We start from the raw sequence: 23,771 nt of genomic DNA on the forward strand, positions 1-23,771 counted from the left end.
GCCATGACCTACAGCGGTTGGGAGATCTTCACCAAGCTCAACGCCAATCCTTCGACGACGGAAACCCTCGACAAGGCGCAGGTCGCCTCCCACAAGTTGATGGTGTTCCACGAAAACTTCAGCAAGGCGATGGAGTCGAGCCAGACGGCGCTGAGTTCCTTCTGGAAGGGCAAGGCCGCCGACAGCGGCACAGCCGGCCTCGCCCCGCTCATCGCGACCTCCAAGATCGCGGGCGAGAACATGGACCGCGCCCGTCAGTCGATGTTCGACCAGAACGCCTCCTTCCATTACACGCGCGGCAATGTCCGCCCGGTCGAGAAGGAGCGCGCCGGGGACAGCGGGCCGGAGGACGTGCTGTCCATCGGCGCGAGTGACGACGAGATCGCCGCCGCGAAGTTCGACGCGGACACCAAGCACAACGTCGAGATCTACGAGCCGTACTACCAGAGCACCCAGCCGCGGCAGCTGACACTCGCGCCGGTCTACCCGGCCGCGCACGATCCGAACGTCTCCGCCGGGCCGATCACGCCGGATCCGATCGATCCCGGGCAGACCAAGGTCAGCGGGTTCAGCGGTGGTCATTCCGGCGGCGATTCGGGGCGGACGGGGCCTGGGCCGGGCGGGTACACCGGCGGGCCGAGTTCGTACAGCGCGCCGCCGGGGGCCGAGGGTTACCAGGCGCCGAGGCCGCCGGTCGTGCCGCCTCGGATGCCGCAAACCCCGCTGCCCTCGCAGCCGCCTCGGCGGCCGAACGACCAGACCGATCTTTCCTCGGTGAAGCCCGCGCCCGCGATGCGCCCTGGTGAGTTCCGGCCGCCCGGCTTCGGGCCCGGCGGTGGCGGTCCGGCCGGTCCAGGTGGACCAGGTGGTGGCGGATTCGGGCCGGGTTCGGGTGGGTTCAGCGGCGGATTCGGGCCTGGTGGCGGGTTCGGGCCGGGTGGGTCGACCGGTGGGCCCGGGAGCATGGGGCCCGGTCGCGGTGTCGGGGCCGGTATGCCCGGCGAAGGCGCGATGCGCGGTCCGGCCGGAACGCCTGCCGGGGGTGCGGCGGCGGGCAGGCCCGGCGCGCCCGGGATGGGCGGCGGCATGGGTGGTGCCGGTAAAGGCGGCAAGGGTGGCGAGGACGAGGAGCACCAGCGCAAGATCATGCTTCAGGAAGAGGACGGCGACTCCATCTTCGGCGGCTACGACGGCGACAAGCCGGTCCCGCCGGTGATCGGCGCGTAGCCGTGCTCCAGAAGCCTGTCGAGCTGACGCTCCAGACCTACGAAACCCTGCTGGATCAACATAATCTCGGCGACATCCACCCGACGCTCGTCCGCGGCGCGCAGTGGTACCTGCCCGAGGAACGCCGTGCGCTGGCCGCCACCGCACAGTCCGAATTGGACAGACAAGGACTGCTCAGGCGTGGCCGGATCGACGACGAATTCCTCGACACGCTGCGCTTTCTGCAACGGCCGGCGGTCGAGTACTACTCGTGGGTGAAGTCCGAGGGGCGGGAACGGACCGTTCGCGCCGCGGGCAGTGGCCGGGAAGCGGTCACGGTCGTCCTGGTCGACAAGGTCGTCTACCTGACGCCGATCCGGCCCGACACGCTCGCGCAGGATTTCACCGGTCTGCTCCCGGAGGCACCCGCCGCGCGCACGCCTTCGCTGAACTGCTCGGAAGCCGATCTGCACGTCCTCATGAAGGGCGAGATGCTGACCGGCAGCAGCCCGAGCATCCGCGACGCCAAGAAGGTCCTCCAGTGGATCCGGTCACCGCACACCTTCTTCGGCAGGCTGTACGTCGCCATCCGTGACGGCGGCGGCAACCGGAAACGCGTGGAGAAACCACCGGGCTGGATGGACACCGAGCAGGGCCGTGTCGTGTTCGGCCCGGACACCAAGGGCTGGGTGAGCCTCATGGGGGCCGGGCCGCACGAAGTGGCCGCCAAGGTGGTCCAGCTGGAGTCGCAGCTCCGAGGCCGTTAGCCCTGGTGGTTCGGGTTCAACACCCGCGAGAGGAACGTCTTCGTGCGTTCCTCCTGCGGGTCGCCGATGACCTGGTCCGGCGCGCCCTGTTCGACGACGACGCCGCCGTCCATGAACAGCACGGTGTCGGCCACCTCACGGGCGAACTGCATCTCGTGCGTGACGACGAGCATCGTCATGCCCTCCTGCGCCAGCTGCCGCATGACCGCGAGGACGTCACCGACGAGTTCGGGGTCGAGCGCCGACGTCGGCTCGTCGAACAGCATGACGTCGGGGTTCATCGACAGCGCCCTGGCGATCGCGACGCGTTGCTGCTGTCCGCCGGAGAGCTGCGTCGGCAGCGAAGACTCCTTCTCCGCCAGGCCGACCTTCGCGAGGTTTTCTCGCGCGATGCGTTCCGACTCCTCCTTGCCGCGCTTCAACACCTTGCGCTGCGCGACCGTGAGGTTGTCGAGCACGCTCAGGTGCGAGAAGAGGTTGAACGACTGGAAGACCATGCCGATCTTCGTGCGGGCGGCGTCGATGTCGACGTCCGGGTCGGTGATCTCGCTGCCGTTGACCACGATCTTGCCCTGCTGCGGTTCCTCGAGGAGGTTGACGCAGCGCAGCAGCGTCGACTTGCCGGAACCCGACGGGCCGATGATGCAGACGACCTGGCCCCGCTCGACGTGCAGGTCGATGCCCTTGAGCACTTCGAGTTCGCCGAACGCCTTGTGCAGTCCCGAAACCTCGACGATCGTCTGGCCGCTCATACCGTTCCTCCGCCGGGCACTCCGGCTCCGTATTTCTTCTCTAGCCGCTGCTGCAGGATCGACAGCGGAATGGTGATGACCAGGTAGCACAGACCGGCGACGACGATCGGCGTCAGCCCCTTGGCCTCCAGCAGCGCCTGACGGCTGAACTGCGCCAGCTCCTGCTGTGCGGGCGTGGTGCCGAGCAGGAACGCCAGCGAAGAGTCCTTCGTCAGCATGATCAGCTCGTTGGCCAGCGGCGGCAGGATGATCCGGAACGCCTGCGGGATCACGACGGTGATCATCGTGCGCGCCGGTGACATGCCGAGCGAACGCGCGGCTTCGACCTGCCCACGCGGCACAGCCTGGATACCCGCGCGGATGGTCTCCGCCATGTAGGCCGAGGACACGATGCCCAGCGCGAGCATGATCGACACGTTCCGCGGCAGGAACACGTTCGGGAAGGCGATCGGCACCCCGACACCGACCGCCAGGAAGATCAGCAACGCGGGCAGGCCGCGGAAGAATTCGATGTACCCGCGCGCGAACCATCGGTACGGGCCGACCGACGAAAGTCTCATCAGCGCGAGCAGAAGCCCCAGCCCGAGGCCGAGTGCGAAGCCCAGCGCGGTGAAGATGATGGTGTTCTTCAGCGCGACGGTGATGACGTCCGGGAACTGCTTCGCGGCGACGTCGAGATCGAAGAACGCCTTGCCCAGCCGTCCCCAGTCGGCCAGGAACGCGAACACCACGACGATCACCAGCAGCAGCGCGTACTGCGCCCACCGGAACGCCGATCGTCGCTGGCGGCGGCTCAGTGCCATTTCACTCCTCAGAAAGGTGGCGACAAGCCTGTGGCCGGTGCGCTGGCACCGGCCACAGAGAAGGTGATTATCAACCCGCGGTCGGGCTGCCCGGCTGCCAGGTGGGTGCCTTGCCGAACCACTTCTGGTAGATCTGCGCGTACGAGCCGTCGGTGACCGAGGCCTTCAGCACCTCGTTGACCTGCGTGAGCAGGGCGGTGTTGCCCGTCTTCATCCCGATGCCGTAGAACTCGTTCGTCTTGAACTCCGTGACGACGGTGGTGTCCGGGTTCGTCTTCACGAAGTCGTACAGCACGCCGTTGTCGTTGACGCCCGCGTCGATCTGACCGCTCTTGACGGCCTGCTCCAGCAGCGCGAGGTCGTCGAAGGTGACGATTTCGGCGCCGGCGGCCTTCTCCTTGGCGTAGTCGGCGCCGGTGGTGGCCGACTGGACACCGATCTTCTTGCCCGCGACGTTGCTCAGGTCCTTGATCGGCGAACCGGTCTTGACCAGCAGCGCCTGCGAGGCCTCGAAGTAGGGGTCGGAGAAGGCGAACTTCGCCTTGCGCTTGTCGTTGATCGTCATCCCGGCGGCGGCGAGGTCGCACTGGCCGGTGTTCATCGCTTCGCCGGACTCGATGTTCTCGAAGGCGATGTCGACGATGCTCTGCTCGACGCCCAGCTTCTTCGCGACCAGGTCGACCAGGTCGACGTCGAAGCCGACGATCTTGTCGCCCTGCTTGACCTGGAACGGCTGGTAGGGCAGGTGCGTGCAGGTGGTGAGCTTGCCGGAGGCGACGAGCTGCACGCCACCGGCCGCGGTGTTCTGCCCACCCTTGTCACCGCAGGCGGTCAGCGCCCCCGCGGCGAGGGCGAGCGCCGGGATCAGGGCGAGCGCTTTCAATCGGGCCACGTCGTCACTCCTTGTAGTTCCCATGTGTCGAGAGCACGCATATTGCCACTCATCCGGCGGCAAGCCCAGCACCGCGACGTTACAGGGCCGTTTCGGCCGTAACGGTCCTCACGCCGGGTATCGCGCCGACATGGCAGGGTGAGCGAGTATGGCGACCATGAACAACAACTCGGCGCCGCGCCTTCCGCCGTCGGGCCGCCGTCCGCGGACGACGACTTCGGCGCGGCGGGCGGCGAAACCCGGAGCGCAGTTCGACGGTTATCTCTCGCCGTCGAGACCGCACGCGGGGGCGTACGACGAGATGTTCACCGCCGACGGCACGGTCCGCCAGCCGTACCGGGCCTTGTACGAGTCGATCTCCGCGCTGACGTCCACGGATCTTTCGTCCCGATCGGCGGCGATCGACCGGGCCATGGTGGATCAGGGCATCACGTTCTCGCTGTCCGGCCAGGAACGCCCGTTCCCGCTGGACCTGGTGCCGCGCGTGATCACTTCCGCCGAATGGAGCAAACTCGAACGCGGTGTGGCACAACGGGTCCGCGCGCTGGAGGCCTTCCTGGCCGACATCTACGGCGACCGGCAGATCCTGCGTGAAGGTGTTCTCCCGCGACGGCTGATCACCTCGTGCGAGCATTTCCAGCGCGAGGCGTTCGGGATCAACCCGCCCAACGGCGTCCGCATCCACGTGTCCGGAGTGGACCTGGTGCGCGACGAGGAGGGCACGTTCCGGGTCCTGGAGGACAACCTCCGCAATCCGTCCGGTGTGTCGTACGTGATGGAGAACCGCCGCACGATGGCGCGCGTGTTCCCGGACCTGTTCGCTCAGCACCGGGTCCGCCCGGTCGGCGACTACGCCTCCCATCTGCTGCGGGCGCTGCGGGCGGCGGCCGCGGCGAACGTCGCCGACCCGATGGTCGTCGTGCTCACCCCGGGGGTGCACAACTCCGCGTACTTCGAGCATTCGCTGCTGGCCCGGCTGATGGGTGTCGAACTGGTCGAAGGCCGCGACATGTTCTGCCGTGACAACGTCGTCTACCTGCGCACCACCGAGGGCGAACAGCAGGTCGACGTCATCTACCGGCGGATCGACGACGAATTCCTCGACCCGGTGCACTACCGGCCGGATTCGGTGCTCGGGGTGGCCGGGATCCTCAACGCGGCCCGCGCGGGCAACGTGGTGATCGCGAACGCGGTCGGCAACGGCGTCGGCGACGACAAACTCGTCTACACCTACGTGCCCGAGATGGTGAAGTACTACCTCAACGAGAAGCCGCTCCTGCCCAACGTGGACACCTTCCGGTGCTGGCTGCCGGACGAGTTCGACCACGTGATGAGCCATATGGAAGAGCTGGTCGTCAAGCCGGTCGAAGGCTCCGGCGGCTACGGCATCGTCTTCGGGCCGGATGCGACGCCCGCCGAACTGGCCGCGCTGAAACGGAAGGTCCGCGCGCACAAACGCGGCTGGATCGCGCAGCCCGTGGTCCAGTTGTCCACCGCTCCCTCCAAAGTGGATGATCGGCTGGCGCCGCGGCACGTCGACCTGCGGCCGTTCGCGGTCAACGACGGCAAGGACATCTTCGTGCTGCCGGGCGGACTGACCAGGGTCGCGCTCCCGGAAGGCAGCCTGGTGGTCAACTCGTCGCAGGGTGGCGGCTCGAAGGACACCTGGGTACTGGCGCCGCGATCCTCGACGGCGGAGCGGGAGCTGGAACGGCCCGCGCTCGGCGCACTGTCCCAAGTGGACGGTCTGGTCGCCGAACAGGGGCCAGAGCTGACCACTACCCAGCAACAACAGCAGCAACAGGCATAGGGAGGCACCGTGCTGGCCCGCAACGCGGAATCGCTGTACTGGATCGGCCGGTACGTCGAACGTGCCGACGACACCTCCCGGATCCTCAACGTCTCCGTGCACCAGCTGCTCGAAGACGCCAGCGTCGACCCGGACCACGCGAGCCGTCAGCTGCTCGCCGTCCTCGGCATCTCGCCGGAGGGCATGGACTCGCTCGACGTGTGGAAGCTGACCGAACTGGTCGCCTACGCCAAGGACAACCCGGCGTCGATCGTCGGTTCGATCAACTCCGCCCGCGAGAACACCCGCGGCGCCCGCGAGGTCGTCTCGACCGAACTGTGGGAATGCCTGAACGCGACGTGGAACGCGGTGCCGGACAGGCAGCGGTACGCGCGCCGCGCCGGCCCGCACGCGTTCCTGTCCTTTGTGGAGGAACGGGCGGCGATGTTCGCCGGGCTCGCGGATTCGACGATGAGCCGGGACGACGGCTGGCTGTTCATGGTGCTCGGCCGGTCGGTCGAGCGCGCGGACATGGTGGTGCGGCTGCTGCTTTCGCGGGTGCAGGACAGCGCGTCGTCGCCGGGCTGGATCACGGTGCTCCGGTCGGCGGGCGCGCAGGACACCTACCTGCGGACCTACCGCGGCGCGCTCGACGCCGCCCGTGTCGTGCAGTTCCTGTTGCGGGACACGCTGTTCCCGCGTTCGGTGTTCCACGCGCTGCGCCAGGCCGAGGAATGCCTGGAGCAACTGGATCCCGGGGTCAACTCGCGCACCAACGAGAAGTCGGAGGCGTTGCGGCAGCTCGGCCGCGCCCGCAGCGAGCTGGAATTCCTGCGGCCGTCGGATCTGCTGGAGGATCTGCCGAAACGGCTCGGCAGCCTGCAGACGTCGATCAAGGACATCGGCGACGCGGTTTCGGTGCAGTTCTTCCATTCGTCGCCGTGGGTGGCCTGGAGCGGTGCGGAGGTTTCGCTGTGACCTGGCAACTTCGGGTGGCTCACCGGACGGGCTACCGGTACGCGACACCCGCCACGCAGTCGTACAACGAGGCGCGGCTGACCCCGCGGTCCGACCGGCGGCAGACCACGGTCGTGAACCGGGTCGAGACGACACCGGCGACCCGTGCCTACCGGTACACCGATTACTGGGGCACCGTCGTGACCTCGTTCGACCTTCACGCGCCGCACACCGAGTTCACCGTGCTCGCGACGTCGGTGGTCGAGACCGCCGACGAAAGCGAGCCGATCCGCTCGGCGTCGTGGAAGGACCTGCGCGCCGAGACCGTCATCGACCACCGCACCGAGTACCTGACGCCGACCCCGTACACGCCGCGTGATCCGGAGCTGACGAAGGTCGCGCGCGAACTGCGGAAGGGGCTTGACCCGGCGGAGGCCGTGCTCGCGATCTGCGAGTGGGTCAACAAGCAGCTGAAGTACCAGCCGGGGACGACCGGCGTGCACAGCACGGCGACCGACGCCTGGCGCGCACGCGAAGGGGTTTGCCAGGACTTCGCGCATGTGACACTGGTGATGCTGCGAGCGATCGGCGTCCCGGCGCGGTACGTCTCCGGGTACCTGCACACGAAACCGGAGGCGAAGCTCGGCGAGACGGTCGAAGGCGAGAGCCACGCCTGGGTCGACGTCTGGACCGGCGGCTGGTGGGCCTACGACCCGACGAACGCGATCCCGGTCGGGACACGGCACGTCTGGGTCGCCTACGGCCGGGACTACGCCGACGTCGCGCCGCTCAAGGGCATCTTCACCGGCGGCGGTCAGTCCACTTTGGACGTTTCGGTGCAGCTGACCCGGCTGACCTGACCCGTCAGGCCCGTCGCCGGAGCAACAGCCAGAGCAGGTAGGCGCCGCCGAGGGCCGCCGCGACGACGCCCGCCGGCAGCAATGACGACTCCAGCAGGCGCTGGCCGAGATAGTCCGCCGCGACGACCAGGGCCGCCCCGACGAAGGCCGACGCCACCAGGTTCGGCCCCGGCAGGCGCGTCATCCGGCGCGCCAGTTGCGGTGCGGCGAGGGCGATGAACGGGAGCGGCCCGGTCGCCGCGGTGGCGGCGGCGACCAGCGCCACGGCCACCAGCACCAGGGTCCGCCGCACGCGGGGGACGTCGACGCCGATCCCGATGGCGGTGTCGTCGCCCATCTCCAGCATGCGCAGCGCGCGGCCGTTCGCGAACACGATCGGGACGAACACCGCCATCGCGATCGCCAGCGGCACGAAGTAGGTCCAGTCGCGTCCGGCGAGGTCACCGACCAGCCAGCCGACAGCCTGCGCGGCGGCTTCGAGGTTCGCCTTCACCAGCAGGTACGAGTTCACGCCGACCAGTACCGCGCTGACCGCGATGCCGAGCAGCACCAGCCGCGAACTCAGCAGTCCGTGCGGCGCGCACAGCGCCATCACGACGGCCGCCGTCAGCAGTCCGCCCGCCAGCGCGCCGAGCGAGACGACGCCGGGAGCGGAACCGAAGATCAGCAGTGTCGCGATACCGCCGGTCGCCGACCCCGTGGTGAACCCGATGATGTCCGGGCTGCCCAGCGGATTCCGGGTCACCGTCTGGAAGATCGCGCCCGCCAGCGCCAGCGCGGCGCCGACGAGGATCGCCACCAGCACCCGGGGAAGCCGCCCCATGACGACCAGGTACTGCGCCTTCGTCCCCTGGCCCGCCAGGGTCGCGAGCACTTCGCCGGGGCTCATCTCGTAGTCGCCGGTACCGACCGAAAGCACGACGAGGGCCAGGGTCGCCAGGGCCAGTGCGGCGACGACGGTCAGCGATCGACTGTCCAAACCGGACTCGCGACGGACGAGCGAGGTCATCGGCGCACCGCCTTCAGTCGCCGGGCCACGATCACGAACGCGATGCCGCCGACGACGTCGGTCATCACGCCGACCTGGATCTCGCCCGGTGAGCCGAGCAACCGTCCGAGGACATCGCAACCGAGCAGCAGTACCGGCCCGAGCAGTGCCGAAAGCAGCATCACCCAGCGTTCGTCCTGGCCGATCAGCGACCGGACGACGTGCGGGATCATCAGCCCGACGAAGGCGATCGGCCCGCAGGCCGCGGTCGCCGCCGCCGACAGCAGCCCGACGGCGACCATCCCGGCGACCCGGACGAGCGCCGGATTCGCGCCGAGACCGCGGGCGGTGTCTTCGCCGAGTGCCAGCGCGTTCAGCGCGCGGGCCAGGACGACCGCGATCACCACCCCCGCGACGAAGAAGGGAAGCAGGACGGAGAGGGCGCCGAGGTCCCGGTTGACCAGCGAGCCGACCAGCCAGAACCGCATGGCCTGCAGATTGTGCGTGTTGATCATCTGCATGCCCTGGTTGATCCCGACGAACACCGCCTGGATCGCGACACCGGCCAGCACCAGCCGCAGCGGACTGGTGGCGCCCCGCGTCCCGCCGATCACCGAGACCAGCGCGGTGCCCGCCAGCGCTCCGGCGAAGGCGAACCAGACGTATTCGTCGGGCGACGTCACCGAGAACACCGCCGAACCGAGCACGATCGCGACGGCGGCGCCGTGGTTGATGCCGAGCAGGCCGGGTTCCGCGACCGGATTGCGGGTGATCGCCTGCATCAGCGAGCCCGCCAGCCCGAGCGCCATCCCGACGAGCAGGCCCAGCACCGTCCGGGGCAGGCGATCGTCCCGGACGACGACGTCGGTGTAGCGGCCGTCGTAAGCGAAGAGGGCGTGGAGGACTTCGCCGAGGGAAAGGCGGTTCGAGCCGAAGCCGATCGACAGCAGGATGACCGCGGCGAGCGCGATGAGCGACCCGGTGAGGACCAGCGTTCTCACGGAAACGCTGGTCCTGGGTGATCTGACGCGCTCCGTGACCTGGACCATGGCGTTCAGAGTAAGCGAAGGCTAGCCTAACTACGAATCCGGTTCGACGGCGAAAGAAGATCTCCATGCACCTCTCTCGACGCGGCTTTCTCGCCGGCACCGCGGCGCTCGGCGCGACCGGCCTCCTGACCGCCTGCGGCTACCAGGAGGAGAAACCCGCGTCCGGGGGCGGCACGACGTGGTCCTACACCGACGACCGCGGCCGCGAACTCGAAGGTGAGCGGCCGACCCGGATCGTCGCGCAGGTGACCGCCGCCGCGGCGCTGTGGGATCTGGGCGTGAAGTCGGTCGGGATCTTCGGCCCGTCGAAGTTCGCCGACGGCAAGCCGGACCCGCAGGCGGGCGGCGTCGACCTGAACTCCGTGACCTCGCTCGGGAACGTGTGGAACGAGTTCAACTTCGACAAGTTCGTCGCGCTGAACCCGCAGCTGCTGATCAGCGTGATGTACCTCAAGGAACAGATGTGGTACGTCCCGGACACGCAGACGGAGAAGATCGACAAGGCCGCGCCGAGTGTCGGGATCCGGCTGCAGGACATCTCGATGCCCGAGGGGATCGCGAAGTTCATCTCGCTCGCGAAGGCGCTTGGCGCCGACACGGAAACTCCCGCGATCAAGGCCGCGAAGGAGGAGTACGAGAAGGCTGACGCCGCGCTCGCCGAGGCGGCCAAGAAGGCCGCCGGACTGAAGATCCTGCTGGTGTCGGCGCAGAAGGACGCCGTCTACGTCTCGAACGCGCCGAAGTTCGCGACCTCGAAGCACTACCGGAGCAAGGGCCTGGACTTCGTCACGCCGGAGGCGCCGGACGAGAGCCAGGGCGGGTACTACCAGCAGATCAGCTGGGAGAACATCGGCAAGTACCCCGCCGACGTGATCATGTACGACAACCGCGGTGGTTCGCTCTCGCTCGGTCCCGACGGGCTCGGCGGCGTGCCGACCTGGACCCAGCTGCCCGCGGTGAAGGCGGGGAAGCTGATCCCGTGGAACAACGAGACGCCGTTCTCGTACCAGCGCTTCACGCCGCAGCTGACGGAACTGACCGCGGCACTGAACAAGTTCGCGTAGGAGCTGAAGGGCCCTTTCCCCTCATCTCACGCGGTGAAGGGCGCTTTCCTCGCATCGCATGCGGGGAAAGGGCCCTTCAGCTCAGGAACTCGCGCAACGCCGCCGCGAGGTCGGCCGGGTTGTCCTCGGCCATGTGGTGCCCGGACTCGATGGCGAAGCCGCGCACGTCCTCGGCCCAGTCGCGCCACACCGCGACCGGGTCGCCGTACAGTTCGCCGAGATCGTCGAGGCTGGACCACAGGACCAGCACCGGACACGCGATCTTGTTCCCGGCCGCCTTGTCGGCGTCGTCGGCCGCGCGGTCAGGCCCGAGACCGGCTCGGTAGTCCTCGAGCATGGCGTGGACGGTTTCGGGATCGTGGATCGCGCGCAGGAAGTCGGCGTGGTTCTCGGCGCCCATCGCCTCGGGATCGCCGCCGTACCAAGCGTCCGGGTCGGCGTTGATCACGCGTTCGGCGGGTTTCGCGAGCTGGCCGAAGAAGAACCAGTGCCACCAGGCCTGCGCGAATTTCGCGTCCGCGCGGGAAAGATGCTCGCCGATCGGGATGCCGTCGAGGATGGCCAGCTTCGTGACGGCTTCCGGGTGATCGAAGGCCAGCCGGTAGGCGACGGCGCTGCCGCGATCGTGTCCGGCGACGGCGAACCGTTCGTGGCCGAGGTGCCGCATGAGCGCGACGATGTGCCGGGCCATGGCGCGCTTCGAATGCGCGGAGTGGTCTTCGGTGGTCTCGGGTTTCGAAGACTGGCCGTAGCCGGGGAGATCCGGGCAGACGACGGTGAACGCGTCCGCGAGCCGGGGCGCGACGTCGTACCAGGTGGTGTGCGTACGCGGATGTCCGTGCAGAAGGACGAGAGGCGGTCCCGAACCACCGTGACGGACTCTTAAGGTCGCTTCGCCGACGTCGACGTTCTCAAGCTCGAAACCCTCGAACATGATCCTCCCGTACGCGCCATGAAAGGTCCTTTCCTGGCAAATTTTGCAAGGAAAGGACCTTTCATCGCAGCGTGAGCGGGGAGATCAGCTACGCGCGTGCGCGTCCAGGATGTGCGCGACCGCCTCGGTGACCCGCTGCGCGAAGTCGATGTTCAACCACTCGTCCGGCACGTGGATGTTCGAGTCCGGGCCGCAGGCGCCGGTGACCACGAACTGCGCGGCCGGGTACTTCTCGCCGAGCAGGCCCATGAACGGGATCGACCCGCCCATGCCGTAGCTCTTGTGCGGCGCGCCGAAGACCTCGCCGCTCACGCGGTGCAGGGCCTCGTCGAGCCACGGCGCGGTGTCCGGCGCGTTCCAGCCGTTCTCGGCCTGGAAGTCGCCGAGTTCGACCGAAGCGTCATACGGCACGTCGGTGGTGAGGACGCGGCGGACCGCCTCCATCGCGGCCTTCGCGTCGGCCGTCGGCGGAAGCCGGAAGCTCAGCGTGAGCGTGGTGCTGTCGCGCAGCACGTTGCCCGCGTCGGCAGGGAGCGGGAAGCCCTCCGCGCCGATCACCGAAAGCGTCGGCCGCCACGAGTTGTTGAGCAGCAGTTCGAGGTCGTCGTCGGACACCGTCCGGCCGACCACCGGGAAGAGCGTCTTCGCCGCGCCGGGCGCGATCTCGACGACGCCGCGAGCCTCGTCGACGCGGTTCTCCGGGATGTCGACGCTCAGTTCGGCGAGCTTGATCTCGCCGGTCTCCGCGTTCTCGATCCGGTCGAGCAGAACGCGCAGCACGCGGAACGAACTCGCCACGATGCCGCTGGCCATGCCGGAGTGCTGTGCCGATTCGAGCACCCGGACGGTGACGTTGACGTGCAGCATCCCGCGCAGGCTGGTGGTCAGCCACAGGCGCTCGTAGTCCGTGCCGCCCGCGTCGAGGCAGACGACCAGCGAGACAGCGCCGAGCCGCTCCTTCAGGTGCTCGACGTACGCCGGCAGATCCGGGCTACCGGACTCTTCACCGGTTTCGAGCAGCACGACCGCGCGGGAGTGCTCGCCACCGGCGGCGCGCACGGCCTCGATCGCCGTCGTCGCCGCGTAGCCGGAGTAACCATCGTCGACGGCGCCGCGGCCGTACAGCCTGCCGTCACGGATCACCGGCGTCCACGGGTCGAGCCCCTCGGACCAGCCGCCGACCGGGGGCTGCTTGTCGAGGTGCCCGTACATCAGCACGGTGCCCTTGTCGGCCGCTTCGGACGTCGCCGGGATGTCGACGACCAGCAGCGGGCTGCGGCCTTCGAGTTCCACGACCTCGAGCGTCGCGCCGGGGATCTCCCGGGCGGCGATCCAGGCACGGACGTGCTCGACGGCGGCGGCCAGATGACCGCTCTTCGCCCACTCGGAGTCGAAGGCCGGCGACAAGGCGGGGATCGCCACCAGGCCGGACAGGCTGGGAAGGACGTCGTGCGCCCAGTTCGAAACCACGGTTTCGCGTACGGATTTCTGCTCCACGTCCGCCATCCTGCCACGGGCAAGGGAGCGTGTGATGGGTCACAATGGCGGGCACGCATCGTCATCGATCAAGGTGGGCGCTACACCCGTCGGTGCGCGCCGTCCGCTGGTCGGCCCGCGGGTGAATCACCTACTTTCGGCGGCCCCACACTCGGGCTTCCTAGCATTTTCCCTGATCAGACACCCTTTCTCAGCAACAAATCAGCAACCGCCACTGACCAAACCGGCGTCCGGCATGCCAGGATGTGCGCACGAACCGTCAACGCCGATGGTGACCCAGCGCTTCAGATCCGACGCGCTGGTCCCCGCCGGCGCAGTCACTGTGGCCGCCACAAGTGGCCGCCAGAGGCGCCGACATCAAGGAGAACAGCGCATGCCGTCCGAACACTGGACGCACCCGGAGCCTGGAGACGGCCCCGCCGCGGTAGCGGCCCAACCGTCCCCCGAACAGGTGATCGCCGGTTTGCGAGCAACGAGCGAAGGTGGCGCTGAGCTGACTCAGCTGCTCACCCCCGAAGGCGAACGGGTCTCCTCGCCGCGATTCGACCGGTACGTCGACGACATCGACGCGGAAGCCCTCAAGAGCCTCTATCGCGACATGGTCCTGGTCCGCCGCGCGGACCGCGAGGCCAACGCGATGCAGCGCCAGGGCCAGCTCGGCATCTGGGTCCCGCTGCTCGGCCAGGAAGCCGCGCAGATCGGCTCCGGCCGTGCGCTGCAGAAACGGGACATGGCGTTCCCCAGCTACCGCGAGCACGGTGTCGCGTACGCCCGCGGCGTCGACCTCAAAGAGGTGCTCGGCATCTTCCGCTGCACCGACCACAGCGGCTGGGACTACAAGGCCCACGGCTTCCACCCCTACACCATCGTGATCGGCAACCAGGTGCTCAACGCCGCCGGTTACGCGATGGGCCAGAAGTTCGAAGGCAAGGTCGGCGACGACAACGGCGAAGCCACCATCTGCTACTTCGGTGACGGAGCGACTTCGCAGGGCGACGTGCACGAAGGCTTCGTCTGGGCCGCCGTCTACGACGCGCCGCTCGTGTTCTTCTGCCAGAACAACCAGTGGGCGATCTCGGAGCCCACCGAACGCCAGTCGCGGCTGCCGCTCTACCAGCGCGCCCGCGGTTACGGCTTCCCCGGCATCCGCGTGGACGGCAACGACGTCCTCGCCTGCCTCGCGGTCTCCCGCTGGGCGCTGGAGGAATGCCGTCACGGCAACGGCCCTGTGCTGATCGAGGCGTTCACCTACCGGATGGACGCGCACACCACCACCGACGACCCCACCCGCTACCGGCTCTCCGACGAGCTGGAGGAGTGGAAGCTGAAGGACCCGATCGAGCGCGTCCGGGCGTACCTCGCCCGCGGTGGCGGCGCCGACCAGGCGTTCTTCGACCAGGTGCAGGCCGATTCGGACGCGTTCGCGGCCGAGCTGCGCGAGTACTGCTTCAACATGCCCGAACCGCCACCCGAGCGGATCTTCAAGAACGTCTACGCCGAGTCCACGCCGATGCTGGACGCGCAGCGCGAACAGTATCTGTCCTATTTGGATGGTTTCGTCGGGGCGGGTGAGCACTGAAATGAGCGACCTCCAGAAACTCACCATCGGCAAGGCGATCAACCTCGGCCTCCGGCGCGCGATGGAAGAGGACCCCAAGGTCCTGATCATGGGTGAGGACGTCGGCAAGCTCGGCGGCGTCTTCCGCATCACCGACGGCCTGCAGAAGGACTTCGGCGAGCAGCGCGTGCTGGACACGCCGCTCGCCGAGTCGGGCATCATCGGTACCGCGGTCGGCCTGGCCGTCCGCGGTTTCCGCCCGGTGTGCGAGATCCAGTTCGAGGGCTTCATCTTCCCCGGCTTCGACCAGATCGTGAGCCAGGTGGCGAAGCTGCACTACCGGACACAGGGCAAGGTCAAGATGCCCATCGTGATCCGGGTGCCGTTCGGCGGCGGCATCGGCGCGGTCGAGCACCACTCGGAGTCGCCGGAGTCGCTGTTCTCGCACATCCCCGGCCTCAAGGTCGTCTCGTGCTCGAACGCCGTCGACGCCTACTGGATGATCCAGCAGGCCATCAAATCCGACGACCCGATCCTGTTCTTCGAGCCGAAGAAGCTGTACCACTCCGGCGCGATGAAGGCGGAGGTCGACACGGAGGGCACACCGGACGCGCTGTTCAAGTCCCGCGTCGTCCGCGAAGGCACGACGGCCACCGTCGTCGCGTACGGCCCTTCGGTGAAGGTCGCGCTCGACGCGGCCACCGCCGCCGAGGACGAGGGCAAATCGCTCGAGGTCATCGACCTGCGGACGCTGTCCCCGCTGGACCTGGACCCGGTGTTCGAGTCGGTGTGCAAGACCGGACGGCTCATCGCGCTGAGCGAGGCGCCGTCGGAGACGTCACTGACCTCGGAGATCGCCGCACGCGTGCAGCAGGAATGCTTCTACTCACTCGAAGCCCCCGTGCTGCGGGTGACCGGATTCGACACGCCGTACCCGCCTGCCAAGCTCGAGGAGCATTACCTCCCCGACCTGGACCGGGTGCTGCACACCGTCGACCGCTCACTCGCCTGGTAAGGGGGACGTCTCCGAAATGCCCGAATACAAACACTTCCCCCTGGCCGACACGGCGGAGGGGCTGACCGAGGCCGACATCATCGCCTGGCAGGTCAAACCGGGTGACACCGTGACGGTGAACCAGATCGTGGTCGAGGTCGAGACCGCGAAGGCCGCCGTCGAACTGCCCATCCCGTGGGCGGGCGTGGTCACCGAACTGCTCGTCGAACCGGGTCAGACGGTGGAGGTCGGCGCGCCGATCCTCACCATCGACGTCGACCCCGACGGCAAAGCGGCTCCGGCGGCTGCCCCCTCGAAGGAAGAGGAACCGGCCGAGGAGGAGATGAAGCCGCTGGTCGGCTACGGCTCCAAGGCGGTCGTCACGCACCGCCGGGCCCGGAAGGGCGCGGCACCCGCCGCCGCCCCGACTGCCCCGGCCGCTCCGGCGGCGGCGGCTCCGGCACCCGCTCCCGCCAAGCCCAAGGGCGGGTACGTGCCGCTGGCGAAACCGCCGGTGCGCAAGCTCGCCAAGGACCTCGGCGTCGACCTGCACGCGCTCACCGGCACCGCCGACGGCGGCGTGATCACCAGGGACGACGTCCAGGCCGCCGCCAACGGTTCGGCGACGGCCGCCCCTGTCCAGTCCGTTGTGGACAGTGGCTACGACCCCGCGACGCGGGAACGCCGGGTGCCGGTCAAGGGTGTCCGCAAGGCCACCGCGGCCGCGATGGTGCAGAGCGCCTACACCGCCCCGCATGTCACGGAGTTCCTCACCGTCGACGTCACGCCGATGATGGAATTCCGGGAGAAGCTCAAGAAGTCGCGGGAGTTCGCCGGGGTCAAGGTCACCCCGCTGACGTTCGCGGCGAAGGCCGTCTGCCTGGCGGCCAAGCGCACTCCGGACGTCAACGCGGTGTGGGACGAGGCGGCACAGGAGATCGTCTACAAGGACTACGTCCACCTCGGGATCGCCGCGGCCACCCCGCGCGGGCTCGTCGTGCCCAAGGTCCGTGACGCGGACTCGATGTCGCTGAAGGAACTCGCGATCGCGCTCACCGAGCTGACGGACGTCGCCCGCGAGGGCAAGACGACCCCGGCGGCCATGCTCGGCGGGACGATCACCATCACCAACGTCGGCGTCTTCGGCGTCGACACCGGTACGCCGATCATCAACCCCGGCGAGTCCGCGATCCTGTGCCTCGGCGCGATCAAGGACACCCCGTGGGTGGTCGACGGCGAGATCAAGGTGCGCAAGGTGCTCCAGCTTTCGCTGAGCTTCGACCACCGCGTGGTCGACGGGCAGCAGGGTTCGGAGTTCCTGGCCGACGTCGGCGCGCTGCTGGCCGACCCGGCGGTCGCGATCACCTACTGACCGCTCGTGAGTGGTAATGACGGTTAGAACCGTCATTACCACTCACGAGACTCAGCCGAGGAAGTCGGCCAGCGGTACGGGTGTGAGGCCGTCCTTCTTGGCCTGCTCCAGGAACGCGGTGTAGTCCTGGGGGAACGTCTTGCGGAAGTGCATCAGCACGATGTCCCCCGGACGCAGCTTGTCACCGACCTGGAACTGCACATGTCCGTCGTTGACCGCCGCGGACCACAGCACCGCGACCCGCATCCCGCACGCGGAGGCCGCGCGCAGCGTGTTCGCGTCGTAGTTGCCGAACGGCGGGCGGAACAGCACCGGCCGCATCCCGAACTCGGCCTGGAAGTCGTCCGCGTCGTCGCAGATCTCCTTGCGCTGGAACTCGAACGGCTTGCCCTTGAGGTTCGGGTGGTTCACGGTGTGGTCGCCGAGCGTCGCGCCGGCCGCGTCGAGGATGGCCTTGAAGTAGGCCTCGTGCCCCTTCACGTACTTCTGGTTCAGGAACAGCACCGGATGGGTGCCGGACTCCTTGATGAGCCGCAGCGCTTCCGGATCCTTGACCGCGCCGTCGTCCATCGTGATGAACACGAAGGGCTTGTCGGTGGCGATGCGCCGGACGACCTGGACGGCGCCGTCCACCGGTGGCGGCGCTTTCTGCTGGATCGTCCCGAACGGGTAAGGCGCGGTGAAAGCCGGACCAGGGGCGGCGCCCGGGGCCGGGTTCGGCTGATCGGGTTCGTCAGGCCGGGCCTCCGGACTCGGTGACGAACACGCCACCACGGCGAGCACCACCGCCGCCAAGCCGACCGTCACCCGCCAGTGTCGCTTCGTCATGGCACCGCCACGCATTCCGCACCCCCGTCCTTCTCCGTAGTCATGGAGCAAGCAATCGTTTACACGATTGAGTGACGAGGCAGACGGGTGCTACGTTGCGTGATCTCCAGGAAAATGTGACCCAACGCACTCGGCAGTCAGGGCGCGATCTCCCGCATCTTCAAGGAAAAGTAAAGCACAGGAAAGCGGCATCGCGAATACAGAATGCGATGCCGCTTCCTTTTCACGAATTTGAATTCACCGAACAGCGAATCCTGTCGATCGACTAATCGGCCACGACGCGCGCGTCCACGACATGGCAGCCATTCGGTTCACCACGAACAGTGGACTCCGGACCGAGGAATCCTTGCTCCTTGTAAACACGAGGTCCGTCAATGGTCCTCGAGTAGGGCCAATGCGCCGAGTTGCAGGTGACATTGACGTGGTAGTAACCGAATCCCTGCTCGCAGACCGCCCAGCCCGCGTTCAGGTCGTTATTGACCCCGGCCCGACAACTCCATACCTCGGCAAATGCGGGCGAGGCATTCATTACTACTGCAGATGATGCGACGACCAACGTCGTCGCAGCACCGATGAGCACGCGCTTGAGCGGCCTCATTGATAACTCCTTCCCCAGTACGAAATGGACTGTAGCGCATTCGGACCAGGCGTACCAGACGGCTTTTCGATTCCGCTTATCGACAGGAAGTCGCGCACGACACGACCTTTAACCACTTGACGGAGTGAGCGCTCACTCCGCAGACTGGTCACATGACTGAAACCACCGCCCGGCGGAGAGCGCCGGGGATGAGCGCCGACGAGAGGCGCCGCATGATCGTCCAGTCCGTGCTGCCGTTGCTGGTGGAGCACGGAGCCGGTGTCACGTCGGCCCAGATCGCCCGTGCCGCCGGGATCGGCGAGGGCACGGTCTTCCGCGTGTTCAAGGACAAGGACGAACTCTTCGCCACTTGCTTCGCCGAAGCACTGAAGCCCGACCAGGTGCTCGACGCGATCGCGGTCATCGACCTCGATCAGCCGCTGGAAGACAGGCTCGTCGAGGCGGCCGACGCACTCAGCGCGCACCTCCAGCGGATGGGCGCGCTGATGGCCGCGATGCACGGTTCCGGCAACCGCCCGGCCCGCCGCGAACCCGCGGGCAAGGATCGACGGCGGGAATCGATGGGCGTGATGCGGGACGCCATGGCCGAACTGTTCGAACCGGAGCGGAAACGCCTTCGGCTGCCGTCGGCGCAGCTGGCGGCGCTCTTCCTGTCGTTGCTGTTCAGCGGCCGGATGCGGTTCGACGATAACGGCGACGAACCGACCACGATGGAACTCGTCGACGTCTTCCTCAACGGCGCCGTGGTGGCCGCGTGATCGGCCCGCCCGGCGGGGGCGGCATGGAGCTGCTGCTGGCCCGCGGCGGCAGACGCCGCCGTCCACCGACGACGGTGCCCGACAGCGGGCTCACCGGCCCGGTCGACATCCCGGATCCCGAGCCCGACACCGGGCCGAAGGATCTCAAGTCACGGCTCAACCGTATGTGGGTCAACGTCATCGGCACGGTCCGCGGGCTGCCGAAGGTCGCGAAGCTGACCTGGCAGGCGAGCCCGGTCCTCACCATCACGATCACCGTGGTGACGCTGCTGTCCGGCCTCCTGCCCACCGCGACCGCGTACATCGCGAAGCTGCTGATCGACTCGGTGGTCGCGGCGATCCAGGGACACGGGACGAAGAGTGCGATCGTCGGCGTCGCGCTGTTCCAGTTCGGTGTCCTCGTGCTCACCGCGATCTCGCAGGCGCTGACCACGTACGGCCAGTCCCTGCTCCAGGAACGGATGACCCTGACCATCCGCCACCAGGTGATGGACCACGCGAGCAAACTGCATCTGTCGTACTTCGAGGGCTCGGCGTCCTACGACATGCTGCGCCAGGCCGCGCAGGAAGCGCCGACCCGGCCGCTGTCGATGATGAACTCGGCACTGGGCCTGGTCCGGACGGCGATCACCTTCGGCAGCATGATCGCGCTGCTCGTCTCGATCAGCCCGCTACTGGCGCTCGTCGCGCTGGTTGCGCCGATCCCCGCGTTCATCTCGCAGTCGAAGTACGGTGCCCGTGCCTTCTGGCTGACGCTGATGATGTCGCCGCTGAAAAGGCGGATGGACTACCTGTCCTCTTTGGTCACCACCGACACCTATGCCAAGGAGACCAAGCTCTTCGGCCTCGGCCCGTACTTCGTCGACCGGTTCCAGCGGCTCGGCCAGGTCTTCTACGACCGCCAGCGGAAACTGACCCGCAACCGCAGCATCAGCTCGACGTCTTGGGGGCTGCTGAGCACCGCCGCCGGATCGGCGATCGCGCTGTACATCGCGCTGGAGGCCGTCGGCGGCAGGCTCACCCTCGGCGATCTCGCGCTGTACACGGCCGCGGCGGCCTCGGTGCAGACGTCGGTCCAGGGCCTGTTCACCGCGTTTTCCGGGATGTACGAGAACAATCTCTACCTCGACACGCTGTACCGCTTCCTCGGCACGAAACCGGAGATCGTCGCGCCGCCGGAACCGCGCCCTCTTCCGTCCACTGTGGAGGGACATATCGAGTTCGAGGAAGTGTCCTTCACCTACCCCGGCGCCCCGGAACCGGCACTCGACGGCGTGAGCTTCGAAATCCGGCCTGGTGAGACGGTCGCCGTCGTCGGCCGCAACGGAGCCGGGAAGTCGACGCTGTTCAAACTGCTGTGCCGGCTGTACGACCCGACCGGCGGGCGGATCCTGCTCGACGGCGTCGACATCCGTGAGTACGACCCACTGGAACTGCGACGACGGATCAGCGCGATGTTCCAGGACTACGTGACCTACCAGGGCACCGCGTCCGAGAACATCGGGCTCGGCGACCTGACGCATCTCGTCGACCGCGAGCGGATCGAGGAGTCGGCGAAACGCGCCGGGGCCGACGAGCGGATCGTGCGGCTGCCCAGCGGGTACGACAGCCCGCTCGGCCGCTGGTTCGACCAGGGCGTCAGCCTTTCCGGGGGCGAATGGCAGAAGATCGCGCTGGCCAGGGCGTTCCTGCGGGAAGCGCCGATCCTGATCCTCGACGAACCGACGTCCGCACTGGACGCCCAGGCCGAGCACGACCTCTTTTCCCGCCTGCGGGAACTTTCGGAGGGCCGGACGACGCTGTACATCTCGCATCGGTTCTCCACCGTCCGACAGGCCGAGCGGATTCTGTTGCTGGAGAACGGAAAGGTCGCCGAGTACGGCACGCACGAGGAGCTGATGGCGGCGCAGGCAGGCTACGCCGAACTGTTCACCCTGCAGGCCTCCGCGTACCTCGACGAGGCCGTGAGCTAAGGAAGCAGCACGACTTTTCCGCTGACTTCACGGCTTTCGACACGCTGGTGGGCCTTGGCCACTTCGTCGAGTGGGTAGGTGCGGTCGATCGCCGTCCGCAGGCCGCCCGCCACCCGGTCCAGCGCCGGGGGGCGGGCGGCCCGCACGTCCGCGATGAAACCCATACCGCCGAAGCCGGTCATCGTGAGTCCGCGGGGCAGGAGGTCCGCCGCCGTGATCGACGGCAGTGCGCCGCTGAGCAGGCCGTAGACCAGGATCCGGCCTCGGCCGGGCGTCATCCTGTCGAGCAGTTCAGTGGTTTCCGGCCCGCCGATGGCGGCGAAGACGACGTCGATCCCGTCCGGCAGTTTCGCGCGCCAGCCGGGATCGTCGTGGTCGAGGACCAGATCCGGGTTCAAATGCTCGACCGACGCGGCCTTTCCGGCGCCGGTCGTCACGATGATCCGCTGATCGGCCGCGAACCGCGCCAGGTAACCGCCGATCGCGCCACCGCCCGCCTCGATCAGCACCGTCTCACCCTTCGCGAGCTTCGCGGTGCGGACGAGCGCGAGCGCGATGGACGCCGGAACGGCCGCGGCGACGGCGTTTACCGCGTCGAGGTCGTCCGGGATCGGAAACGTGTCTTCGCGTGGCGCGACGAACAACTCCGCGTAGGCGCCACCGGCCATCGACATCGCGACGACCCGGCGCCCGACGAGTGCGGCGTCGTCCGCCTCGGCGACCGTGCCCGCGGCCTCGTGCCCGAACACGGCGGGCAGCTCTCCGGCGGGCAACGCCCCGGACCGTTGCTGGATCTCGTAGTAGGGCACACCGATCGCCTCGGTACGGATGAGCACCTCACCCGTTTTCCTTTCCGGCACCGGGACTTCTTCCACTTTCAGTACTTCCGGGCCACCCTGCTCCCGCATCAGAACCGCACGCATCACGTCACCCCATGACTAACTGGACCGTTGGTCAAGTTCTCTGCCGGTACTATATGGACCGACGGTCAACTTGTCGAGGGGACGCCGATGGCAGCCGAACGCGCGGACGCCGCCCGCAATCGCCGGGCGATCCTGCGCGCCACCGAGGAACTGCTGGCCGAGCACGGCCTCGAATACGTGTCGATGGAACGCGTGGCGGCCGCCGCCGGCGTCGGCAAGGGCACCGTGTTCCACCGGTTCACCAACCGCGCCGGACTGATGACCGCGCTGATCGAGGAGCGGATGCGCGCCCACAACGAGGCGTTCACCGCCGGCCCGCCGCCGCTCGGCCCCGGTGCCCCGCCCCGGGAACGGCTGACGGCGTTCTTCGACGCGGTGATCACGGTCGCGACCAAGAACGTCGCGCTCATGGCGGCGTTCGAGGAATCGGCGAAACACCGGCACGGCAACGATCTCTACGTGAGCTGGCACAAGCACGTCAGCGGCCTGATCGCCGAGGCGAGGCCGGACCTCGACGCGGAAGTGATCGCGCACGTCCTACTGGGTTCGCTGCGCAGCGAACTGGTCGCGCACCTGCTGAAGAGCGAGGAGTCGGCACGGCTGGCGGACGCGCTGCGATCGATGGTGGACAGTCTGCTGGGTCAGGTCCGCCGGACTTAGCGCACACGATCGACCACCGTATCGGGGGGTAGGGAGCAAAACGGGCGAGTCGTACGTTGTCCAGGTATGGCTGTCGCGTTCTTGCTCTATGTCGTCGCCGAGATCGCCGCCGTCTGGGCGGTGGGCTCGGCCGTTGGCGTGCTCGGCACGATCGCCCTGCTCTTCGCCGGTGCGTTCATCGGCTCCTGGCTCGCCCGCCGCGAAGGCGGTCGCGCCTTCCGGGCTTTCGCCGAGTCCGCGCGGCTCGGCCGCCCGGCCGACGCGGAGCGGGAACTCACCGACGGGATGCTGATCGGCCTCGGCGGCCTGCTGATCCTGCTGCCCGGTTTCGTCAGCGACGTCATCGGCCTGCTGCTCATCCTGCCGCCGACGCGCGGGGTGGCGCGCAAGGTCTGGCAGAAGCGGATGCAGCGCCGCGCGATCAAGTTCGCCAACCGGTCCCATGGGCCCGTGATGGTGGTGGACAGCGAGGTCGTCACGGACACGCCGCCCGCGGAGGCGGCCAAGAGGCAGCCGCAGGTGATCGAAGGCCGCATCGTCGAGGGCTGA

General features: G+C 68.0%; 23 protein-coding genes. 13 read left to right on the forward strand and 10 right to left on the reverse strand.

Features of this window, described 5'->3' with window-relative positions; all coding sequences use genetic code 11:
• Positions 1–3: 3 nt before the first annotated feature.
• Together L324_RS14410 and L324_RS14415 are read left to right on the forward strand one after the other, a co-directional pair.
• Complete coding sequence (locus L324_RS14410; protein ID WP_037307311.1) at positions 4–1,227, forward strand: hypothetical protein; 1,224 nt, start codon at positions 4–6, stop codon at positions 1,225–1,227.
• A 2-nt stretch (positions 1,228–1,229) separates the two neighbouring features.
• On the forward strand, positions 1,230–1,973 hold the full coding sequence (locus L324_RS14415; RefSeq protein WP_037307314.1) for an ESX secretion-associated protein EspG: 744 nt from the start codon (positions 1,230–1,232) through the stop codon (positions 1,971–1,973).
• Here the strand turns inward: L324_RS14415 and L324_RS14420 are convergent.
• From L324_RS14420 to L324_RS14430, 3 genes are all read right to left on the reverse strand, one after another.
• The gene (locus tag L324_RS14420; protein WP_037307316.1) at positions 1,970–2,725 is read right to left on the reverse strand and encodes an amino acid ABC transporter ATP-binding protein; all 756 of its coding nucleotides are present in this window, start codon (positions 2,723–2,725) and stop codon (positions 1,970–1,972) included. The two genes, L324_RS14415 and L324_RS14420, sit on opposite strands and share 4 nt — an antisense overlap.
• Positions 2,722–3,528, reverse strand: coding sequence for an amino acid ABC transporter permease (locus tag L324_RS14425; RefSeq protein ID WP_005160261.1), 807 nt, complete (start codon positions 3,526–3,528; stop codon positions 2,722–2,724). Before L324_RS14425 ends, L324_RS14420 begins: the two co-directional genes overlap by 4 nt.
• 70 nt (positions 3,529–3,598) lie before the next feature.
• The gene (locus L324_RS14430) at positions 3,599–4,420 is read right to left on the reverse strand and encodes a transporter substrate-binding domain-containing protein (RefSeq protein WP_037307321.1); all 822 of its coding nucleotides are present in this window, start codon (positions 4,418–4,420) and stop codon (positions 3,599–3,601) included.
• A gap of 148 nt (positions 4,421–4,568) precedes the next feature.
• On the opposite strand from L324_RS14430, the gene L324_RS14435 reads away from it, so the two are divergent.
• From L324_RS14435 to L324_RS14445, 3 genes are read left to right on the forward strand one after another with little or no spacing between them, the layout of a single operon-like run.
• Positions 4,569–6,230: a circularly permuted type 2 ATP-grasp protein gene (locus L324_RS14435; RefSeq protein ID WP_051173901.1), complete on the forward strand. Its 1,662-nt coding sequence runs from the start codon at positions 4,569–4,571 to the stop codon at positions 6,228–6,230.
• A 9-nt stretch (positions 6,231–6,239) separates the two neighbouring features.
• On the forward strand, positions 6,240–7,187 hold the full coding sequence (locus L324_RS14440) for an alpha-E domain-containing protein (RefSeq protein ID WP_037307323.1): 948 nt from the start codon (positions 6,240–6,242) through the stop codon (positions 7,185–7,187).
• Entirely contained in the window at positions 7,184–8,026 is an 843-nt protein-coding gene (locus L324_RS14445; protein ID WP_037307325.1) for a transglutaminase family protein, read from the forward strand. The genes L324_RS14440 and L324_RS14445 overlap by 4 nt, the downstream gene beginning before the upstream one ends.
• A 4-nt stretch (positions 8,027–8,030) precedes the next feature.
• Here L324_RS14445 and L324_RS14450 read toward each other — a convergent pair whose 3' ends face one another.
• Complete coding sequence (locus L324_RS14450; protein WP_037307327.1) at positions 8,031–9,035, reverse strand: FecCD family ABC transporter permease; 1,005 nt, start codon at positions 9,033–9,035, stop codon at positions 8,031–8,033.
• On the reverse strand, positions 9,032–10,015 hold the full coding sequence (locus L324_RS14455) for a FecCD family ABC transporter permease (RefSeq protein ID WP_037307329.1): 984 nt from the start codon (positions 10,013–10,015) through the stop codon (positions 9,032–9,034). The genes L324_RS14450 and L324_RS14455 overlap by 4 nt, the downstream gene beginning before the upstream one ends.
• Before the next feature lie 113 nt (positions 10,016–10,128).
• Between L324_RS14455 and L324_RS14460 the strand changes: the two genes are divergently transcribed.
• Positions 10,129–11,127 carry an ABC transporter substrate-binding protein gene (locus tag L324_RS14460; RefSeq protein ID WP_037307330.1) on the forward strand — a complete coding sequence of 333 codons (999 nt, stop codon included), beginning with the start codon at positions 10,129–10,131 and terminating at the stop codon, positions 11,125–11,127.
• A gap of 76 nt (positions 11,128–11,203) precedes the next feature.
• Here the strand turns inward: L324_RS14460 and L324_RS14465 are convergent, their stop codons facing one another.
• Positions 11,204–12,061 carry an alpha/beta fold hydrolase gene (locus L324_RS14465; RefSeq protein ID WP_037307332.1) on the reverse strand — a complete coding sequence of 286 codons (858 nt, stop codon included), beginning with the start codon at positions 12,059–12,061 and terminating at the stop codon, positions 11,204–11,206.
• A gap of 84 nt (positions 12,062–12,145) precedes the next feature.
• Entirely contained in the window at positions 12,146–13,558 is a 1,413-nt protein-coding gene (locus L324_RS14470; RefSeq protein ID WP_081736340.1) for a M20/M25/M40 family metallo-hydrolase, read from the reverse strand.
• Positions 13,559–13,931: 373 nt separating this feature from the next.
• On the opposite strand from L324_RS14470, the gene pdhA reads away from it, so the two are divergent.
• From pdhA to L324_RS14485, 3 genes are read left to right on the forward strand one after another with little or no spacing between them, the layout of a single operon-like run.
• Positions 13,932–15,137 carry a pyruvate dehydrogenase (acetyl-transferring) E1 component subunit alpha gene (pdhA, locus tag L324_RS14475; protein ID WP_037307337.1) on the forward strand — a complete coding sequence of 402 codons (1,206 nt, stop codon included), beginning with the start codon at positions 13,932–13,934 and terminating at the stop codon, positions 15,135–15,137.
• A gap of 1 nt (position 15,138) precedes the next feature.
• On the forward strand, positions 15,139–16,131 hold the full coding sequence (locus tag L324_RS14480; protein WP_037307339.1) for an alpha-ketoacid dehydrogenase subunit beta: 993 nt from the start codon (positions 15,139–15,141) through the stop codon (positions 16,129–16,131).
• A 16-nt stretch (positions 16,132–16,147) separates the two neighbouring features.
• A complete protein-coding gene (locus L324_RS14485) occupies positions 16,148–17,482 on the forward strand; it encodes a dihydrolipoamide acetyltransferase family protein (protein WP_037307341.1) in 1,335 nt (444 codons plus the stop codon).
• 51 nt (positions 17,483–17,533) lie between these two features.
• Here the strand turns inward: L324_RS14485 and L324_RS14490 are convergent, their stop codons facing one another.
• Both L324_RS14490 and L324_RS42365 read right to left on the reverse strand, forming a co-directional pair.
• Positions 17,534–18,310, reverse strand: coding sequence for a polysaccharide deacetylase family protein (locus L324_RS14490; protein WP_037307343.1), 777 nt, complete (start codon positions 18,308–18,310; stop codon positions 17,534–17,536).
• 265 nt (positions 18,311–18,575) lie between these two features.
• The gene (locus L324_RS42365; RefSeq protein WP_152546855.1) at positions 18,576–18,908 is read right to left on the reverse strand and encodes a hypothetical protein; all 333 of its coding nucleotides are present in this window, start codon (positions 18,906–18,908) and stop codon (positions 18,576–18,578) included.
• 188 nt (positions 18,909–19,096) lie between these two features.
• On the opposite strand from L324_RS42365, the gene L324_RS14495 reads away from it, so the two are divergent.
• Positions 19,097–19,666, forward strand: a complete 570-nt coding sequence (locus tag L324_RS14495; protein ID WP_037307345.1) for a TetR/AcrR family transcriptional regulator — start codon at positions 19,097–19,099, stop codon at positions 19,664–19,666.
• Positions 19,667–19,689: 23 nt separating this feature from the next.
• Positions 19,690–21,639: an ABC transporter ATP-binding protein gene (locus tag L324_RS14500; protein WP_051173909.1), complete on the forward strand. Its 1,950-nt coding sequence runs from the start codon at positions 19,690–19,692 to the stop codon at positions 21,637–21,639.
• On the opposite strand, the gene L324_RS14505 is transcribed toward L324_RS14500, so the two are convergent.
• Positions 21,636–22,562 (reverse strand): quinone oxidoreductase family protein, encoded by a 927-nt coding sequence (locus L324_RS14505; RefSeq protein ID WP_081736341.1) that lies wholly within the window; start codon positions 22,560–22,562, stop codon positions 21,636–21,638. The genes L324_RS14500 and L324_RS14505 overlap by 4 nt on opposite strands.
• An 87-nt stretch (positions 22,563–22,649) precedes the next feature.
• Between L324_RS14505 and L324_RS14510 the strand changes: the two genes are divergently transcribed.
• Both L324_RS14510 and L324_RS14515 read left to right on the forward strand, forming a co-directional pair.
• Positions 22,650–23,222, forward strand: a complete 573-nt coding sequence (locus L324_RS14510) for a TetR/AcrR family transcriptional regulator (RefSeq protein WP_037307347.1) — start codon at positions 22,650–22,652, stop codon at positions 23,220–23,222.
• Between the two features lie 66 nt (positions 23,223–23,288).
• A complete protein-coding gene (locus L324_RS14515) occupies positions 23,289–23,771 on the forward strand; it encodes an FxsA family protein (RefSeq protein WP_037307349.1) in 483 nt (160 codons plus the stop codon).

Source organism: Amycolatopsis orientalis DSM 40040 = KCTC 9412 (assembly GCF_000478275.1).
Lineage (GTDB): Bacteria > Actinomycetota > Actinomycetes > Mycobacteriales > Pseudonocardiaceae > Amycolatopsis > Amycolatopsis orientalis.

Bases quoted from the DNA above. Each gene is read 5' to 3' on its own strand.
- L324_RS14410 (WP_037307311.1), top strand. From the start codon at position 4: ATGACCTACAGCGGTTGGGAGATCTTCACCAAGCTCAACGCCAATCCT.
- L324_RS14420 (WP_037307316.1), bottom strand. From the start codon at position 2,725: ATGAGCGGCCAGACGATCGTCGAGGTTTCGGGACTGCACAAGGCGTTC.
- L324_RS14425 (WP_005160261.1), bottom strand. From the start codon at position 3,528: ATGGCACTGAGCCGCCGCCAGCGACGATCGGCGTTCCGGTGGGCGCAG.
- L324_RS14435 (WP_051173901.1), top strand. From the start codon at position 4,569: ATGGCGACCATGAACAACAACTCGGCGCCGCGCCTTCCGCCGTCGGGC.
- L324_RS14450 (WP_037307327.1), bottom strand. From the start codon at position 9,035: ATGACCTCGCTCGTCCGTCGCGAGTCCGGTTTGGACAGTCGATCGCTG.
- L324_RS14460 (WP_037307330.1), top strand. From the start codon at position 10,129: ATGCACCTCTCTCGACGCGGCTTTCTCGCCGGCACCGCGGCGCTCGGC.
- L324_RS14465 (WP_037307332.1), bottom strand. From the start codon at position 12,061: ATGTTCGAGGGTTTCGAGCTTGAGAACGTCGACGTCGGCGAAGCGACC.
- pdhA (WP_037307337.1), top strand. From the start codon at position 13,932: ATGCCGTCCGAACACTGGACGCACCCGGAGCCTGGAGACGGCCCCGCC.
- L324_RS14480 (WP_037307339.1), top strand. From the start codon at position 15,139: ATGAGCGACCTCCAGAAACTCACCATCGGCAAGGCGATCAACCTCGGC.
- L324_RS14485 (WP_037307341.1), top strand. From the start codon at position 16,148: ATGCCCGAATACAAACACTTCCCCCTGGCCGACACGGCGGAGGGGCTG.
- L324_RS14490 (WP_037307343.1), bottom strand. From the start codon at position 18,310: ATGACGAAGCGACACTGGCGGGTGACGGTCGGCTTGGCGGCGGTGGTG.
- L324_RS42365 (WP_152546855.1), bottom strand. From the start codon at position 18,908: ATGAGGCCGCTCAAGCGCGTGCTCATCGGTGCTGCGACGACGTTGGTC.
- L324_RS14495 (WP_037307345.1), top strand. From the start codon at position 19,097: ATGAGCGCCGACGAGAGGCGCCGCATGATCGTCCAGTCCGTGCTGCCG.
- L324_RS14500 (WP_051173909.1), top strand. From the start codon at position 19,690: ATGGAGCTGCTGCTGGCCCGCGGCGGCAGACGCCGCCGTCCACCGACG.
- L324_RS14505 (WP_081736341.1), bottom strand. From the start codon at position 22,562: ATGCGTGCGGTTCTGATGCGGGAGCAGGGTGGCCCGGAAGTACTGAAA.
- L324_RS14510 (WP_037307347.1), top strand. From the start codon at position 22,650: ATGGCAGCCGAACGCGCGGACGCCGCCCGCAATCGCCGGGCGATCCTG.
- L324_RS14515 (WP_037307349.1), top strand. From the start codon at position 23,289: ATGGCTGTCGCGTTCTTGCTCTATGTCGTCGCCGAGATCGCCGCCGTC.